The sequence below is a fragment of the Halobacillus massiliensis genome, from assembly GCF_900166625.1.
Classification (GTDB): Bacteria; Bacillota; Bacilli; order Bacillales; family Halobacillaceae; genus Halobacillus_A; species Halobacillus_A massiliensis.
The window spans coordinates 3,545,213-3,562,418 of record NZ_LT800499.1 but is presented as its reverse complement, the minus strand read 5'-3'; the positions used below and the strand labels follow the sequence as shown (position 1 = coordinate 3,562,418).

Below are 17,206 nucleotides of genomic sequence, written 5' to 3'. Positions count from 1 at the left end.
ATTGATATGACACAAACTACTGTAAAACAACTTCAAAACTATATCGGCGGAGAGTGGGTTGATGCTGCCACTGACAGAACAGAAGAAGTTTATAATCCGGCAACAGGAGAAGTGATTGCCCATGTTCCGATTTCTACAGAAGAGGATGTAGACAGGGCGGTTACTACAGCAAAGGAAGCCTTTCAGGAATGGAAGGAAGTGGCTGTGCCGAGAAGAGCTCGTATTCTCTTTAAGTTCCAGCAGCTTCTCGTAGATCATTGGGACGAGCTCGCTGAAATCATAACGAAAGAAAACGGGAAAAACTTTAAAGAAGCAAAAGGGGAAGTTCAGCGTGGGATTGAGAATGTAGAATTCGCTGCGGGTGCCCCTTCATTAATGATGGGGGAACAGCTTCCATCCATCGCAGCCGGTCTCGATTCAGGAGTTTATCGTTATCCGATTGGAGTGATCGGCGGCATTACCCCATTTAATTTTCCAATGATGGTTCCGGCATGGATGTTCCCGATGGCCATTGTGACTGGAAATACGTTTGTACTGAAGCCTTCAGAAAGAACGCCATTGCTTGCCAACCGTCTGGCCGAACTGTTAGAAGAGGCGGGTCTGCCTAAAGGAGTTTTCAATATTGTCCACGGTGCGCACGATGTCGTAAACGGTCTGCTTGACCATAAAGATGTCCCGGCAATCTCGTTTGTTGGATCCCAGCCGGTGGCTGAATATGTTTATAAACGAGGTACCGAGAACCTTAAACGTGTACAAGCCTTAGCGGGTGCGAAAAACCATTCCATTGTATTGGAAGATGCTAATATCGACAATGCGACAACGCAAATATTGAACGCTGCTTTCGGGTCTGCGGGCGAACGCTGCATGGCCGCTTCAGTGGTTGCGGTAAAAGATTCTGTAGCCGATGAGTTTACCGAGATGTTGACACAGAAAGCAAATGAAGTAACGATTGGAAATGGATTGGATGAAGGTGTTTTTCTTGGCCCGGTCATTCGGGAGGCTCATAAAAAGCGTACACTGAATTATATTGAATCAGGGGAAGAAGAAGGGGCTAAGCTTGTCCGAGATGGCCGCACAGATGAAGGAGCGCGCCGTGAAGGTTATTTTGTAGGACCGACGATCTTCGATAATGTAACGACTGAAATGAAAATCTGGCAGGATGAAATATTTGCACCTGTTCTTTCGATTGCACGCGTAAAAGATCTTGAGGAAGCTGTTGAACTGACAAACGAATCGCGCTTTGCCAATGGAGCTTGTCTGTTTACGAAGGATGGAGGGAAAGTCCGCCAGTTCCGTGAAACTATTGATGCAGGTATGTTGGGTGTAAACATCGGAGTACCTGCTCCTATGGCCTTCTTCCCATTCTCGGGCTGGAAGGATTCTTTCTATGGTGACTTACACGCAAACGGAAAAGACGGACTTGAGTTTTACACAAGGAAAAAGGTATTAACGACACGCTGGGTATAGCTATCACCCCCTTCCTTAGCCGGGAGGGGTTTTTTTATGTTTCCTAAGAAGTTTTGGTTCAGAATAGATACTATTTTAAAAATTTAAATCTTCATTCAAAAAGAGTTAATAAATAGTAAAATGAGTGGTTTTAAGAAGGATTTTGGAATAGCCATTAAAATAATACCAGGTATTAATACCTCCTCAATTAGAAAACTTATCAATATTTTTTATAATATTTACATTAAATTTAAGATGTTTACACTGTATTAATATTTACCCCCTAAAAACAAGGAAGCTTAACGGAATGCTATACGTGTTGATTATGTTTCTTTGTATTTTAAAAGTTTTATTGTCTTTGTATTAAAATCTGATAATCAAGTATGAAGTCATGTATCTATACAATTTTACTTTTTACTGGCGTTTATCACTTATAGGATAACGCTTTTTTTAATTGTCCATTATCTTTTAGCATTATGAAGCTGTATAAAAGGAGTTTTGGTATAAAAAGGAGTGTTAAGTTGGATATATTAATTACAATTTTTTTCTTGTTGAGTGTCACGTTTCCAGTTCTACATCTATATCATTCTATACCATGGTTCCGCGAATCTGGTGAATTACCCAAAAAACGAAATACTAGGTTGAAAGATTGGATGAGGGTCCATGGGCATGAAGAGGAAAAGGGGATGAGTATTTTAATCCCCTGTTTTAATGAAACCGGTATTCTAGAAACATCCATTAAGAATATGAGATCTTTACCTTATTCAAAAGTACAGATTCTTTACATTAATGACGGATCTACTGATGAGACAATGGATTATTTACGTGAAATGTTGAGCCTTAAAAAGTGTACTCTACATCCAGATGGCAAGTTATCTTATGAAAAGGTTGTAGGAACCTATCATTCCGAATTGTATCCTAATATTTATGTAGTTGATAAAGAAAATGGCGGAAAAGCCGATGCGTTAAATGCAGGAATAGAATATTCCGATCAAGAGATCATCGTTACGTTAGATGCGGACACCATACTTGAAGATAAGGCATTACATGCTGTCAATGAGACTTTAGAGGATGAAAATGTTGTGGCTGCCGGAGGAATGGTACATGTCTTACAAACTAAATCCAATCATTCTAGGCACCGTCTGTCTTTACGAAATGCTAACATGCTTTTAAGAGTACAAGTTTTAGATTTCTTAAAAGCTTTCTATATTTCTAAGTTGTCACTTGTGCGTTTTAAAGGTTTGGCTGTTATATCCGGAGCCTTCGGTATCTTTCGAAAACAAGTACTTCAAGACGTGGGAGGTTATCGAAAAACCATAGGTGAAGATATTGATATTACCTTGCGTATTCATAAGTTAATAGCGAACCATAAAAATATGAGAATCAATTTTATATCAGAAGCTGTTGGTTTTACCGAACTGCCTGAAACATGGAAGGACTTAACGAAGCAGCGCCTACGATGGCAGAAAGCGTATATAGACTGTATTATTCATTTTCGGTCTTTTTTTGGGAAAACCTTATTATCAAAAGCCGTTTCCTTCTTTTATGTATTTGAGGCTTTTCTAATTGGGACGCTTGCTTCTTATATAATGACAATTATTGTTATCGTCAACATGGTGCACGATCCTCAAAATTCATATTTGAATTATGTGCTTTTCTATATGTTTTGGATCTTTATATTTGGAGTAGTATATGATTTGGCAGCGTTAAGACTTGGAAAGTACTATGGATTTACTTTTCACTGGAAAGAAAGTTTCCGTCTTCTGTCTGCCATTCTCTTTGATATTTTAATTTATCGATTTGTGACGATGTATTTTGTTATGTACGGAAGTATTTCTTACTTCTTTAATAAGAAATGGAACAAAGTTGAACGTACAGGGAGAAATTATCATAAAAAGGATTCTGAAAATGTGGCATAATCACAGGTTAAAACCTCTAACATTTTCTGGGAGTAGGCTTTATAGTGGAGGACGGGTCAATGGGTAAGAAAGTTGTACTTTTTATTTTAACCGCTGGTACCGTATTAACATTAGGGATAATTAGTTATGTGTTTCAATTTACAACAACAACTTCAGCGAATATTTTTAAAGAGGTTGACAGAAACGCACATTTTGAAGGGCGTTTGAAAGAAATCAGTCTTAAAGAGGGAGAGCCTATATCAGTATTAGTCATGGGAGTGGACACACGCGTAGGTGAGCAAGGCGGACAGACAGATACATTAGTCCTGCTGACGGTTAATCCTGAATCAGAGTCCATCAAGATGGTAAGTATTCCACGAGATACGTACGTGAATATTGAAGGCGGCCTTAATAAGATTAACAGTGCTTATGGAATCGGAAATGTAGGTATGACCATGGATACGGTAGAGACTCTCCTGGATGTTCCGGTAGATTATTACGTAGAAGTCGATATGAAAAGCTTTACGGGTATTATTGATACTCTAGGGGGAGTAAAAGTAAACAATAAATTTGAGTGGAATACCAATAAAGAAAAATTCACCAATCAAAAAGTACACTTCCCTGAAGGAAAACTTACGTTAGATGGAAATGATGCCTTATTGTATGCTCGCATGAGAAAAGCAGATCCGCGTGGAGATTTAGGACGTCAGGAGCGTCAGCGTCAGGTGATTGAGTCTATCCTGAAACAAACGTCTGAGGTATCTACAATTACAAAAGTGGAAGAACTTGCTAAAGTGGTTGGGAAAAATATTAACACCAACCTGGGAATTTTCAATTTTTGGCACCTTCAATCAAACTATCTGAATGCTTCACAAAATATAAAACAATATGAAATTTCAGGTGAAGATAATAAGATTGATGGCACTTACTATTATATGCCTGATAAAGAGAATCTTCATAAGCTGTCTATTCATTTGAAAAAACACCTCGAGATAATAGATGAGAATCAATATGCTGATGTAGCGGAACCTGATCAAAGTAAAGGAGCTCATTCAGAAGAAGATAGTTCTAAATCGATGGAAGAAGAACAGAATAATGATTCGCCCAAAGAAAAATCTAAGCCACAGAAAGAAACCGAGAAAGCCGATAAAGAGGATAAAGACTCCGTGAACCCTGATGAAAACAGCAGGGAGAATACAGCTGAGGAGCCGGAAGAGCCGATTGAAAAGAAAACACAGGATGAAGACATTAATGAAGATGCTTCTCATGAATCAGAAGGAAATGCAGCTGATGATTCCACGGAAAATCATAAAGAAGCTCAAGAATCAAATGAATCGGGAGAGAACAATGAGAGTGACGGCGGTCCAAACGTTGCTAAAGTAATAACTAAAGATTGGGAGCCAGTACCTACTAAACAGGAGAAATATTCAGGAGTAACTTTTGAAAAAGGCACACAGGATTGGAAAGAGATGACTGAAGCGATTTCTAAAGGAGCGGGATTGGCAGAGAGTGACATGATTCTTTGGTGGGTAAGTGGTAATGGAGTAAACAGTGTTGAAGCGACTGTGACTAATAAAGCACAGACTGAGAATTTCCGTGTCTATGTCTCATGGGTGGAAGGGACAGGTTATAAACCTGCCAAAGTGGAAATACTCCATGAAAATGATAAAAAATGACCAGAAATAGTTTCACTTTAGAAATTTGCCATATTAAATGTTAAAGAGGGATAATATAAATCCCTCTTTTTCTTAGTTTGTTCGATATTTTTACCAATTTAAGCATTGGATGTAAATTTATGCAAATAGAGAAATTAAGAAGTTAGTGAGGGAAGGTTAACAATGAGCAACCAAATGATTAATTATTTTATGGATAATATTTTATTAATGCTTGTAATTGTTGTATTAGTGTTTATCATTATTGGATTAATCGTGTCTATAAAAAATAAACTTAAACATTATGATCAAATGATGTCTGAGTTTGAATCAGAAGCAGTGGTAAGTCTTACTAAAGTAGAAAAAGATTTTGAGAATGAAAAAGAAAAATTAGCATTAAAAATTGAAAATGATTATAAAGCAAAATTAGAAAACTTTAAAACACATGTTGAAAAGGTAGAAAAAATATCAAGAACAACGAGCGAAGTTAAAACGGATATGTTGTTAACTAATTTGAAGAAGAACCTGATTACAGAAGGTATGATAAGACCTTTGCAAATGTATGTCTTGTCAAATATATTTATCCCTTTCAAGAAAAATAATGGGGAAATACAGCCAGTAAAGATCGATCATATACTGTTGATGAGAACAGGTATTTATATAATTGATACAAGTGAGTACCACGGTAATGTATTTTATGGAATTACAAATGACAGAGCAAAAGAATTTTCCTTTATACTAGATGATCTTTTTCCTTTACAGGAAAAAGATACAGAAAAAACAATAGTTGTTTCAAATAAACATGTTGATCAATTAGGGGTGAATCTAAATACCGCGGAGAGTCCAGCAAAACAATTGGCCAATGGAGTCGAAGCTCTCAGCCAATTACTAGCTGAGCATGAAGACTATAAAACTGTTACCCCACTTCTTTATTTTGATCTACATGGAAATCGTCTCATTAACTTTTCCGAGCTGAAAACTCCTTATGTTTTTGCTGATAAACAAAAGCTTAAAGATTACTTTGTAAGGGAAGCAAAGGAAGAAAACAAAATATACTCAGACGAGGACTTAGAAAATATTAAATATCTAATTACTAATGGAAGTATTCATTAACTGTCATGAATTTAATCAAAATCACACCGCACTTCATAATTTTGGAGTGCGGTTTTTTTGTATGTTCTTTCTGCTTGATTTTCTTTATCTAAACGTCAGAGAAAGTAATTAGAAATCTGATTTGCTGATTATTAGGTGTCTTACAACCTCTATTAATCCCAGACTTTTAAGCTTCTGTTTAGAGGGCTTTTTTCCTGAAAAATCTCCTGACTGTGCTACTATGAATTTAAAGAACCTGGATTAGTGGAGAGGCGGAATATTTATGTATAAATTGATGATTACTGATAGAGACCAGCAGGAAGCCGCAGGACTCAACTGGCTGGTTGATAAATATACATTTCCAATTTCAAAAGTTTTACAGATTTCCACTCTGGCAAAGTTTCTGGATGAACTTGAAAATGAACGTCCTGATATCCTCTGTCTGGAGCTTGATATGATACCTGATGAAAAGTGGGAAATGGTGAAATCGTTTGTTGATCGAACTGTCCATGAGGTAATAGCGGTAACGGCTGAACCTACGTTTGAGAGGGCGATGCAGGCAATGAACTTAAAGGCTTTAGATTTGTGGGTAAAGCCTTTATCACCCAACACCGTTAAACGGTCCCTTCAGCAGGCTTTCCGCAAGCTGTCTGCCAATGTACAGACTTTAGAAAATAGAAAGTCGAAGACGCTTATTCGCTACGAATCGCTTTTTTTGGAAGACCATCTTCCCTTTCCATATCCCGTGTATCTTATGAAAACAGAATCGATGGATGACCTTCCCGGCTTGCGTTCGTTTATTGACCAATTTGATTTTTATTATCCGCCGCTCGTTTTTTCAACAAGTGATCGAATTGCTCTTGTCTTTCAAGAAGATTTCTCTAAATCGCTTAAGCAAGCCCAGAACTTTATGCAGGAGTGGGACAGGGCAGCTGGCAAGCCGCTCGTAATTGCGGTGCACTCAGAAGCAAAGGGAGAATCCCTCAGTCAGATTTATATGAAGCTGCGCCAGGTAATGGAGACGACCTTCTTTACTGGTTACCAGCAGGTACTGACAAAGGTTTACAAATGGCAGGATATGGACCCTTTTTTAACAATGACCGAACAGAGGACGTGGGTTTATATGCTGGATGAGGGGCAGAAAGATAAAATTAAAAGCTGGCTTTATGAAGAGTTTTTTAATATAAGTCCTCCTTATCCAGATCCCGGTCTGCTTAGAACGAGGTTGACGAGCATTCTGGCGCAGATCCGCCGTTTTATGATTAAAAAAGGGCTGACAGATGAAGATAATGAAAGGATGTACAAACGCGTCTTTGACAGCATTCTATATAGTCCCGTCCTTTATCGGATCGTTCAGGAGTTTGTCTTGTTCATCAATCGGCTGCTCGAGGATATTTTCGAAAAGCCAAGGCCCCTCGTAAAAGATACGATTGAAGAAGCGATTGATTATATGGAAAAGCATTATGGCGATAACAACATCACCTTGAATAAGGTAGCCGATCATGTAGAGCGCAATGCTTCTTATCTAAGCTATCTTTTTATGAACAAGTATGGAAAATCCTTCCGAGAGGTTTTGAGTGCCATTCGTATTCAGCAGGCAAAAGAGATGCTTATTTCTTCACATGACTCTATCCAGATAATCGCTGAACAAGTGGGTTATTCAAAACCGAACTATTTCAGCAGAGTATTTAAAAAAATTACCGGCGAGACACCTAATCAGTATCGCAATCGGTATTAGCTTAAGAAATGGCTGATGGAGCATAAAATTATAAAAAATAAACAAAAAGCGGCTTAATGAAGCGGCTTTTTTTTACTGGAAAAATATAAAAAACCAAAGAAAGTCCACTTTCTAAAGTAAATGCTATCATAATCCCCATTTTGGCATCATAACTTTATTGTTGCCATAAAATAAATCCACTTATTCAAAAGTAAGTGATCTATTTTCAGAAAATTCCTAATGCTAACCTTACATTATAAACAGTTAGAGAGGACGGATGAGATGTCAAAAACACAGTCCGACAAAGTAATCCAATATAGCGGGACAGAACTTCATACCAAAGGATGGATCCAGGAAGCGGCATTACGGATGCTCAGTAACAATCTTCACCCTGATGTAGCTGAAAGCCCTGAAGATCTCGTTGTCTACGGAGGTATTGGCAAAGCGGCACGTAATTGGGAGTGCTATGAAGCAATTACAGCCTCCCTTAAGACACTGGAAAATGATGAAACCCTTTTAATTCAGTCGGGTAAACCTGTAGCTGTTTTTCGTTCCCACACAGACGCACCGAAAGTATTAATCGCTAATTCAAACATTGTGCCCGCGTGGGCAAATTGGGAGCATTTTCATGAACTTGATCGAAAAGGTTTAATGATGTACGGGCAGATGACAGCTGGAAGCTGGATCTATATTGGAAGTCAGGGAATTGTTCAAGGTACTTATGAAACGTTTGCGGAATGTGCAAAGCAGCATTTTAATGGAAGTTTAAAAGGAAAGATCACCTTAACGGCCGGTTTAGGAGGCATGGGGGGAGCACAGCCGTTAGCCGTAACGTTAAACGAGGGAGTCTGTATCGCAATTGAAATAGACCCGCATCGAATCCAGCGCCGCCTCGAAACAAAGTACTTAGACACTTCCACTGAAAGCTTAGAAGAAGCGATCAAGCTGGCACAAGATGCCAAAACTCAAGGAAAAGCATTATCGATAGGACTGCTGGGAAATGCAGCGGAAGTGCTGCCTGAAATGATTGAAAAAGGGTTTATTCCTGATATATTGACAGATCAAACATCAGCACATGACCCACTTAACGGATATGTGCCTATGACGATGAGTCTGGAGTCTGCAGCCCAGCTTAGAAAAGAGAATGCGCAGGAATATACCCGTCTTTCTAAGCAAAGCATTGCTGAACATGTGAAAGCGATGCTTGAAATGCAGAACAAGGGGGCCGTGACTTTTGATTATGGCAATAATATTCGCCAGGTAGCTAAAGATGAAGGAGTAGAGGATGCCTTTAACTTCCCTGGTTTTGTTCCCGCATACATTCGTCCTCAGTTCTGTGAAGGAAAAGGTCCTTTTCGCTGGGTCGCCTTATCAGGAGATCCGGAAGATATTTATAAAACGGATGAAGTAATTTTAAAAGAATTCAGCTACAATAAGCACCTTTGTAACTGGATTAAAATGGCGCGGGAGAAAATCAGCTTCCAGGGGCTGCCGGCAAGAATCTGCTGGCTTGGCTACGGGGAACGTGCCCGATTTGGAAAGATTATTAACGATATGGTGGCAAATGGCGAATTAAGCGCACCGATTGTTATTGGCCGTGATCATTTGGATTCGGGCTCGGTAGCCTCACCGAACAGAGAAACAGAAGCAATGAAGGACGGCAGTGATGCAGTAGCTGACTGGCCGATCTTAAACGCTATGATCAACAGTGTTGGAGGGGCAAGCTGGGTCAGTGTCCATCACGGAGGCGGTGTTGGAATGGGATATTCCCTCCATGCAGGGATGGTTATCGTGGCGGACGGGACGAAAGAAGCGGAGCAGCGGCTGGAGCGAGTGCTTACAACAGATCCTGGTATGGGTGTCGTTCGGCATGCAGACGCTGGATATGAATTGGCTGAAAAGACGGCAGCCGAAAAAGGAATTCAGATGCCAATGTTAAAAAATAAACAGTAGGAGGTTGACCATCTATGGGAAATTCATTATTCATCAAAAACGCTGCCCAGTTAATTACAATGGAAGGACATTGTGATAAACCGGCCGTTCGGGAAGAAATGTCCAGCTTCAATATTATTGAAAATGGATCTGTTTATATAGAAGACGGTAAAGTTGTCGAAGCTGGTCCTCATGAGCAATTGGAAGGGAAATATACAGCTGCAGAAGAAATCGATGCGACAGGCAAAGTAGTAACGCCTGGTTTAATTGATCCTCATACACATCTCGTGCATGCGGGAACCCGGGAAAATGAATATGCGATGAGGCTTAAAGGAAAATCGTACATGGAAATAATGGAAGCCGGCGGCGGAATTCATTCCACAACCCGAGCTACTCAGGAAGCAAGTCATGAAGAGCTGTATGAACAGTCAAGAAAGCGTCTTAATCAATTTTTATTGCACGGGGTTACGACGATTGAAGCTAAAAGCGGTTATGGTTTAACTCTTGAACATGAACTCAAGCAGTTGGAAGTCGCAAAGCAGCTCAATGATAATCATCCAGTAGATATCGTATCTACCTTTATGGGGGCCCATGCGATACCGATGGAAGAAAAAGAAAACCCGGAGCCTTTCGTCAGCCGTGTTATTAATGAAATGATTCCAGAGGTCGCTAAAAGAAAGCTGGCTGTTTTTAATGATGTTTTTTGTGAGCGTGGGGTGTTCACTCCTGAACAATCAAAACGAATTTTAGAAGCGGGCAGGGAATATGGCCTTGTACCAAAAATTCATGCAGATGAAATTGAACCGTATGCGGGAGCGGAATTAGCTGCTGCTGTCGGAGCCATCTCTGCCGATCACCTTTTAAGAGCGTCAGAGCAGGGGATCAAGGATATGGCCGAAGCTGGAGTGATTGGGGTCTTGCTTCCTGGGACCGCATTCTTTCTCATGGCTGAATTCGCCCAGGCAAGAAAAATGATTGATGCCGGAGTGGCAGTTGCCCTTTCTACTGACGCCAATCCTGGATCATCTCCGACCATCTCACTGCCTTTTATTATGAATTTAGGCTGTTTAAAAATGGGGATGACACCTGAAGAAGTGTTAACAGCAGTCACAATTAATGCAGCCCATGCTATCGGTGCTGAAAAAGAAGCTGGAAGCCTGGAGAAAGGTAAAAAAGGCGATGTCACCATTTTTGATGTCCCTAATTATTTAACACTGTCTTATCAATATGGAATGAACCATGTAGATACGGTAATTAAAGAGGGAAGGACGCTAGTGGCAGGGGGCCGCCTGCTATGAATGAATATCCATATCCCATGCTTGAGCCTCCTGTAATGATTTATCCGAAAACAACGGATAAATCGGCGGACTTAAAAGTCCACGAATGGATCGAAAATGCAGGCAGCTCATCGCTGGATTGGGAGAAATATGATGTAACGATTCTGGGTGTGCCGCTTTCCAAATCCTCGATCAGCACTTCCGCCGCAAGCGATAACCCTGAAGCGATGAGACAGGTTTGGAAGTCATTTAGCACTTACAACCTTGAGGAAGACATCGATCTCGCCCAGCTGAAAGTGATGGACCTTGGAAACGTAAGGCAGCATGCGACCGATATTTCGCTCACCCATCAAAAAACGAAGGAAGCTATGGAAGCGATGAGAATTCATCATCCTCACACTCTGCCTGTCGTTTTAGGCGGTGACCATTCGATTACAGCGATGCTGGTTAAAGGCTTGAAACAAAGTCATCCAGACGAATCAATCGGCATCCTTCAGCTGGATACTCATTTTGATTTGCGTGATACTAACGAATTTGGTCCGGCAAACGGGACGCCGATTCGCAATTTACTTGAAAGCGGAACAATTCAAGGAAAGAATGTCCACAACATTGGGCTCCATGGATTTTTTAATGCCAGAGAACTGAAGGATTATGCAGATGAGCAGGGCGTTCACTATACAACAATGAAACAGGCAAGAAAAAAAGGAATGACACAGGTGGTGGAAGAGGCGCTGAATCAATTAAGCAGGAGTGTCGATACCATTTATTTAACGGTTGATATGGATGTACTCGATATCACACATAATCCGGCCGCTCCTGCTGCAACACCAGGGGGGATGTATACACATGAACTGTTTGAAATGGTGCAGCAGGCAGGAGAACATCCAAAAGTGAAAGCGATGGATATTGTCTGCCTCGATCCGAGGAAGGATATTCAGAGTATCGGAGTGAAAAGTGCCGTGCACGTCATGCTGTCATTTTTGACTGGTGTTTGTAAAAGGAAAGGGCGATAGGGAATACTTCGTCTTTTTCTTTTATAATTTTTTTAATATTAAGGGGGAAGGAAACTTGGAATCTGTTAAAACAGAAGCACCGATTCAAACGCCTGTGAACTCTCGCTCGAACGTCTGGAAATTCTTTATTTTCAGCTTTATCGGCATTCTGACATTTTTCATCCCTGTTACGATTAATGGTTCATCCTCAATCCTGCTCGATCACATGGTGACCTTTCTGCAAAATACTTTTTCCACTGGTGTTTCCTATTATGCTCTCACTGTAATTATATTTGGGGCTGTTTATCCGTTTGCCGCCGGGAGCTGGAATAAGAACACTGTGCAGACGGTATTGTCTTTTTTCAAAATCCTTGGAGCAGCTGTTGCTGTCATGCTTATATTTGAGTTTGGACCTGCCTGGTTATTCATTCCCGATATGGGACCATTTCTATATGAAAAACTCGTCATTCCAGTCGGCCTTCTTGTTCCGATAGGGGCGGTCTTTCTCGCATTGCTTGTCGGCTACGGGCTTCTTGAATTCATTGGGGTCCTTTTGCAGCCGGTCATGCGACCAATTTGGAAAACACCGGGACGCTCGGCTATTGATGCCGTCGCCTCATTTGTCGGAAGCTACTCTATAGGTTTGTTAATTACAAACCGTGTATTTAAAGAAGGAAAGTACAATATTAAAGAAGCAACGATTATTGCAACAGGCTTTTCAACCGTTTCTGCGACATTTATGATCGTTGTAGCTAAAACGCTAGGCTTAATGGAAATTTGGAACATCTATTTCTGGGTCACACTTTTTGTTACATTTACTGTTACAGCTATAACTGTGCGGATATGGCCTCTTAATAAAATAAGTGAAGATTATTACGAAGGCAAGGCCCATCCTGAGGAAGTAATTAAAGAACAACGTATCAAGGCAGCCTGGCATCAAGCTATGAAAGCAGCAGAGAACTCTCCTTCTTTAGTCCGGAATGTTTGGTTGAATTTAAAAGATGGATTCATTATGACAATGGCTATATTGCCATCCATTTTATCTGTCGGTCTGCTCGGGTTAGTTCTTGCAGAATTTACTCCGCTATTTGATATCCTTGGCTATATCTTTTATCCATTTACACTTCTGATGCAGGTTCCTGAGCCGCTCCTAGCTGCTAAAGCGTCTGCGATTGAAATAGCGGAAATGTTTCTGCCGGCACTGCTCGCAGCTGATGCTCCGTTAATTACTAAATTTGTGATCGGGACGGTCTCCATTTCGGCTGTCTTATTCTTCTCTGCCCTGATTCCTTGTATCCTTTCAACAGAGATTCCAGTCAGCCTTCCAAAATTAATCGTAATTTGGATAGAACGGACGATACTTACTATTATTATTGTGACACCGATTGCCTATCTTTTACTCTAAGGGAAACGCCGGCAGACCGGTGGACATAATATAAAATAAGCAGGTTTGACATTATGTTTAGAAAGCGTTTACAATTTACTTAGTAAGTAGTTACCAGGCTGGGTGAGTAGAATGACACAAAAGATTCCAATTGGAAAGCTGGCAATGCTTGTAGCTTCCCTGACGCCGGAAGAATTAGAGCCCTTTGCTGATCAATTAAATGATGTAGATTACTGTCAGGGTAAATCAGGATCGATGAACATGCAGAAAGTAATTTCAGCTGTAGAGACTTCTGCCAAAAGAAATGAAATTATTTCTGATGAGCTTTACCGGGAGACACATGCCCTCTATCATGCGATTCTGGAAGCATTAGAAGGGGTTATGCGCGGGCAGATGGCAGCCGGAGACATGATGAGGACCGTAGGACTTCGATTTGCTGTGGTGCGCGGATCTCCATATGAGAAGCTGGATGAAGGAGAATGGCTTGCTGTCGCGTTTTATGGAACGATAGGGGCACCGGTTAAAGGACTGGAACATGAAACGTTCGGTCTTGGAATAAATCATATAGGATAGAATAGCTGCCTATAGTCAAAAGTTATGAGGAGGCGGCAATGGTATTTGGTATGCCATTGTCGCCTCCTTTTTATGTATAAAAGGGGGAATACAGATGATTGTTTTAAACGGTTCGAGCTTAAATCTAAAGCAAATGAAAAAAATCTTATATAAAGATGAACCCATTTCGATTGATCCTGACAGTATGGAAAAGGTAAAGCAAAGCCGGGAAGCTGTCGAAAGGATTGTAATGGATCAGAAGACCGTATATGGCATAAATACAGGGTTTGGGAAATTCAGTGATGTGCGAATTAGAGAAGATGATGTCGATAAACTTCAGCTGCATTTAATTCGTTCGCATGCATGTGCGCTTGGAGATCCTTTTCCTGAGAGAGTGAGTAAAGCAATGGTCGTCCTCAGGCTGAATGCTCTGTTAAAAGGCTTCTCCGGGGTAAGACCTTGCATTGTAAACAGGCTGTGCGATCTAGTCAACCACAATATCATTCCAGTTATACCATGTCAGGGATCGCTGGGAGCTTCAGGAGATCTTGCGCCGCTTTCACATCTTGCTCTTGTACTTATTGGGGAAGGGGAAGTTCATGAGAAAGGAAGGGTAAGACCGACACAAGAGGTTTATCAGGAACAGGGATTTCTCCCTCTTGAGCTGAAAGCGAAAGAAGGACTTGCGCTTATTAACGGGACCCAGGCAATGACGGCAATGGGAGCCGTTAATTATATCGAAGCAGAGCGGCTGGTTGATCAGTGTGACTGGATTGCTGCGATGACAATGGAAGCATTGGAAGGGATTATTGATGCCTTTCATCCGGCCATCCATGAAGCACGCGGTTATCCAGAACAAATGAAGGTAGCAGAACGAATACGTTTTCTTACTAAAGGGAGCAGACTGATTACGCGCCAGGGAGAAAAACGTGTCCAGGATGCCTACTCGATCCGCTGTATTCCTCAAGTGCATGGGGCTTCCCGTCAGAGTCTGGGGTATGTAAAAGAAAAACTGGAAATCGAAATGAATGCAGCCACAGATAACCCGCTTATTCTTGAAGACGGTCAGACCATTGTGTCAGGAGGCAACTTTCACGGTCAGCCAATCGCCCTGGCGATGGACTTTTTGAAAATTGCTGCTGCCGAGATGGCCAGCATTTCCGAACGAAGGATAGAACGGTTGGTTAATCCTCAGCTTAATGACCTGCCTGGTTTCTTAAGCCCTGATCCTGGGCTGCAGTCTGGAGCCATGATTATGCAATACGCGGCAGCATCAATCGTTTCAGAAAATAAAACACTTGCCCATCCGGCAAGTGTAGACTCGATACCTTCTTCGGCTAACCAGGAGGACCATGTCAGTATGGGAACAACCGCCGCCCGGCATTGCTATCAAATTATTAGGAATGCGCAGAAAGTAGCGGCGATTGAACTAATCTGTGCCATGCAGGCGCTTGAATATCGAGGCATCACATTGGCTTCTTCCTGCGCTAGAGAGCTTTATTCTAAAGCAAGAACAGTTGTCTCTTCAATCCAGGAAGATCGTATCTTCTCGAAGGATATAGAGGCGTTGGACGATTGGCTGATCAGCGGCCGGTTCAACTGGTCGGTGCAGGATGAGATGGTGAATAGAACTTAAAAGAGAGTCCGGAATTCTTTCGGGCTCTCTTGGTGTGGAATAATTTCTTTTGACATGTTCTGTTTACTTGTGAAGAACTTGCCCATCTCACCTTTTTCGTTGCTCTTCTTAATGATAAATAGAGAAAGAGCTGTTCCGTTTATTTCGTTTGGAGAAAAGCGGCTGGGAAATAACTCGCTTTCCGCGGGGAGCCGATGAGCTAGATCGCTGCACTCGCGGATCCCCCCTGGCTCTTCTCCCTGCAGGAGTCTCGCCATTCCTTTGTTCTAAATTATTGAGGAAGGAAAAGGCTGTTCCGTTATCTGTAGTAAGAGAAAAGCGGCTGGGAAATAACTCGCTTTCCGCGGGGAGCCGGTGAGCTAGCTCGTTGCACTCGCGGATCTCACCTTGGCTCTATCTCCCTGCAGGAGTCTCGCCATTTCCCAGCCTCTTTATCATTAGTTATATAAACGGAACGCTGTAGTTTCAGAAACCGCTTTAAAGGAATTAGTCTTCTCTAATCCAATGTTCCGTTACTCTACAAAACATAAAGGGCCTGGGGAAACGGCGAGACTCCTATGGGAGGATAGAACAGGGTGAGATCCCGGAGGGCTAAAAGCCCGAGGAAGCTCACCGTTCGCCCATGGAAAGCGAGTCTTTCCCCAGGCCCGGTTCTCCATATTCAGGTAAACGGAACAGAATTCTCTTTAATCTAAGAAGCCTTTAGGGGAGTAAAGGACAAGGGTGAGATCCCGGAAAGCTAAAAGCCCGAGGAAGCTCACCGTTCGCCCTTGGAACGAGTCTTTCCCAAGGCCGGATCCTCAATATTCAGGCAAACGGAACTCTCTTCCCGTTTTAGTGAGAACCAAAGAAGCCTCTTGGAAGCTACCTGTTCGCCCATAGAAAGCGAGTCGACTATTTTTCAAAAATAGAAAGGTCGACGGACTCGGCCATTTTTTTGTACCCTTTGTCATTCGGATGCAGCTGGTCACCAGAATCGTATTCAGCAAGGAAACGTTCTGGTTCTTCTGGATCTCTTACTGCTTTATCAAAATCGACCACTCCATCAAATTCTCCGCTTGTTCGAATCCACTCATTCACTTCCTGACGGGTTTTCTCGCCTGTTTCTGTAAACATACTGGAACCTTTAAAAGGCATAAGAGTGCCACCGTATATTTTAAGATCTTTCTCATGTGCTGCCTTAATAATTTCTTTCATCCGATCAATTATTTTTTCAGAGCTGTAATCGGGGTTATGCCTAATATCGTTCTCTCCCATGTGCAGGAGAATTCCTTTTACTCCGGTTTGGTCAAATACATCTCTTTCGAGTCTGTCGAGCGCATTTTCCCCTTTTTCCGGCGGACTGTCGATCAGCTGATTTGCAGAGAGACCGGCATTTAATACTGACAGTTTTACTGCTGGGTCTTCAGAATTCATACGGTCTGCCAAGTAATCAGGCCAGCGGTGGTTGGCATTTACTTCTGAATAGTTTCCGTTTGCAATGGAACTTCCGACTACAACGAGAGCTCCTTTTACAGATGAATCAGCTATGACATCTACGGACTCAAGCCAAAACCATGATTCTTCCTCAGTTTCAAATGTGAATCCTTCCGCTTCAGATACCTGATCCCCGGAACTAATGTAATTGG

General features: G+C 41.6%; 12 protein-coding genes. 11 read left to right on the top strand and 1 reads right to left on the bottom strand.

Annotation, left to right across the window (positions count from 1 at the left end; genetic code table 11):
- Positions 1 to 6 precede the first annotated feature (6 nt).
- The 11 genes from B7E06_RS17660 (at position 7) to hutH (ending at position 15,578) form a co-directional block, all read left to right on the top strand.
- Positions 7 to 1,467: a CoA-acylating methylmalonate-semialdehyde dehydrogenase gene (locus B7E06_RS17660; RefSeq protein WP_082235252.1), complete on the top strand. Its 1,461-nt coding sequence runs from the start codon at positions 7 to 9 to the stop codon at positions 1,465 to 1,467.
- A gap of 665 nt (positions 1,468 to 2,132) precedes the next feature.
- On the top strand, positions 2,133 to 3,365 hold the full coding sequence (locus tag B7E06_RS17655; protein ID WP_179134084.1) for a glycosyltransferase family 2 protein: 1,233 nt from the start codon (positions 2,133 to 2,135) through the stop codon (positions 3,363 to 3,365).
- Between the two features lie 59 nt (positions 3,366 to 3,424).
- Positions 3,425 to 5,020: a DUF1510 family protein gene (locus tag B7E06_RS17650; RefSeq protein ID WP_082235250.1), complete on the top strand. Its 1,596-nt coding sequence runs from the start codon at positions 3,425 to 3,427 to the stop codon at positions 5,018 to 5,020.
- A gap of 162 nt (positions 5,021 to 5,182) precedes the next feature.
- Complete coding sequence (locus tag B7E06_RS17645; RefSeq protein WP_082235249.1) at positions 5,183 to 6,109, top strand: nuclease-related domain-containing protein; 927 nt, start codon at positions 5,183 to 5,185, stop codon at positions 6,107 to 6,109.
- Between the two features lie 262 nt (positions 6,110 to 6,371).
- Entirely contained in the window at positions 6,372 to 7,826 is a 1,455-nt protein-coding gene (locus tag B7E06_RS17640; RefSeq protein WP_082235248.1) for a helix-turn-helix domain-containing protein, read from the top strand.
- A gap of 261 nt (positions 7,827 to 8,087) precedes the next feature.
- A complete protein-coding gene (gene hutU / locus B7E06_RS17635; protein ID WP_082235247.1) occupies positions 8,088 to 9,758 on the top strand; it encodes a urocanate hydratase in 1,671 nt (556 codons plus the stop codon).
- Positions 9,759 to 9,772: 14 nt separating this feature from the next.
- Positions 9,773 to 11,035, top strand: coding sequence for an imidazolonepropionase (gene hutI, locus B7E06_RS17630; RefSeq protein WP_082235246.1), 1,263 nt, complete (start codon positions 9,773 to 9,775; stop codon positions 11,033 to 11,035).
- The gene (locus B7E06_RS17625) at positions 11,032 to 12,027 is read left to right on the top strand and encodes an agmatinase family protein (RefSeq protein WP_082235245.1); all 996 of its coding nucleotides are present in this window, start codon (positions 11,032 to 11,034) and stop codon (positions 12,025 to 12,027) included. Before hutI ends, B7E06_RS17625 begins: the two co-directional genes overlap by 4 nt.
- A 55-nt stretch (positions 12,028 to 12,082) precedes the next feature.
- Positions 12,083 to 13,411, top strand: coding sequence for a YjiH family protein (locus B7E06_RS17620; protein ID WP_082235244.1), 1,329 nt, complete (start codon positions 12,083 to 12,085; stop codon positions 13,409 to 13,411).
- Between the two features lie 111 nt (positions 13,412 to 13,522).
- Positions 13,523 to 13,963, top strand: a complete 441-nt coding sequence (gene hutP / locus B7E06_RS17615; RefSeq protein WP_082235243.1) for a histidine utilization transcription antiterminator HutP — start codon at positions 13,523 to 13,525, stop codon at positions 13,961 to 13,963.
- 94 nt (positions 13,964 to 14,057) lie between these two features.
- Positions 14,058 to 15,578, top strand: a complete 1,521-nt coding sequence (gene hutH, locus B7E06_RS17610) for a histidine ammonia-lyase (RefSeq protein WP_082235242.1) — start codon at positions 14,058 to 14,060, stop codon at positions 15,576 to 15,578.
- A gap of 894 nt (positions 15,579 to 16,472) precedes the next feature.
- Here the strand turns inward: hutH and B7E06_RS17600 are convergent.
- Positions 16,473 to 17,206: SGNH/GDSL hydrolase family protein (locus B7E06_RS17600; RefSeq protein WP_143414583.1), on the bottom strand; the 734-nt coding region annotated here is incomplete at its 5' end.